Annotated in this window: 1 pseudogene; it reads right to left on the minus strand. The window is 66.8% G+C overall.

The features are described from left to right. Positions 1–104: 104 nt before the first annotated feature. Positions 105–1047, minus strand: a pseudogene (locus BM249_RS21065) (IS630 family transposase); the annotation flags it as partial. Positions 1048–1136: the final 89 nt, after the last annotated feature.

Raw genomic sequence — 1136 nt, forward strand, 5'->3', positions numbered from 1 at the left:
TGACACCCTACGAACGCATCTGCCAAGCCTGGACCAAAGAGCCCGAACGCTTCAGGGTCGATCCGTCACACCACATTCCGAGACCGTACACCTAGTGCACTGACTCAGACGGATGGTTCAGGGGATCGGCTGACGGCTGCGAGGATGTCGGTGGCGGGTTTGGTCCAGACGAAGGGCCTGGCGCTGCGGTTGTGCTCGGCGATGTAGCGTTTGATGGCCGCCTGCAGATCGACGACGCCGGTGAAGGACCCGCGTCGCAGCCGACGCCGCGTGAGCGCTGAGAAGAAGCCCTCGACGGCGTTGAGCCACGAGGCCGAAGTCGGGGTGAAGTGGAACGTCCAGCGCGGGTGGCGGGCGAGCCAGGCGCGCACCTTCGGATGTTTGTGGGTGGCGACGTTGTCGAGGATCGCGTGGATCGTCTTACCGGACGGGACAGCAGCCTCGACGGCGTTCAGGAACCGGATGAAGTCACTATTGCGGTGGCGCTGCATGCAGCGGCCGAGCACGGTGCCCGCCAGGACGTCGAGGGCGGCAAACAGCGTCGTGGTGCCGTGACGGGTATAGTCGTGGGTCTGGGCGGCGGGATGCCCGGGGGCAAGCGGACGGTCGGGGCGGGTGCGCTCCAGCGCCTGGATCTGGCTTTTCTCGTCGATGGACAGCACCACCGTGTGGGCGGGCGGATCCATGTACAGGCCGACCACATCCTCGACCTTGGCGGCGAAGGCGGGATCGCGCGAGCGCTTGAACGTGCGCAGCCGATGCGGCTGGAGGCGGTGAGCGTCCCACATCCGCTGCACGGCACGTAACGAGATACCCACAGCACGAGCTACGGCACGACCAGTCCAGTGAGTGACCTCGCCCGGCGGCTCCGAGCAGGTCAGCGCCAGCACCTCGGCTACCGTCTCGGTCGAATGGGGTGGTGTCCCGAGGCGGACGCGTCTTGTCGCGCAGCAGGCCTTCGACGCCCGCCTCGGCGTAGCGCCGCTGCCATCGCCACACGGCCGGGTGGCTGACGCCCGCCCGCCGGGCGACGTCCTGGATGCTTATACCAGCTCTCATTGATCAGCACGCATGGGCCCATTTGCGCAGTCCGATGGACATGATGCGCCAGGGCTGGGCGATGATCCTGTTCCAAG

Source organism: Methylobacterium gossipiicola, assembly GCF_900113485.1.
Classification (GTDB): domain Bacteria; phylum Pseudomonadota; class Alphaproteobacteria; order Rhizobiales; family Beijerinckiaceae; genus Methylobacterium; species Methylobacterium gossipiicola.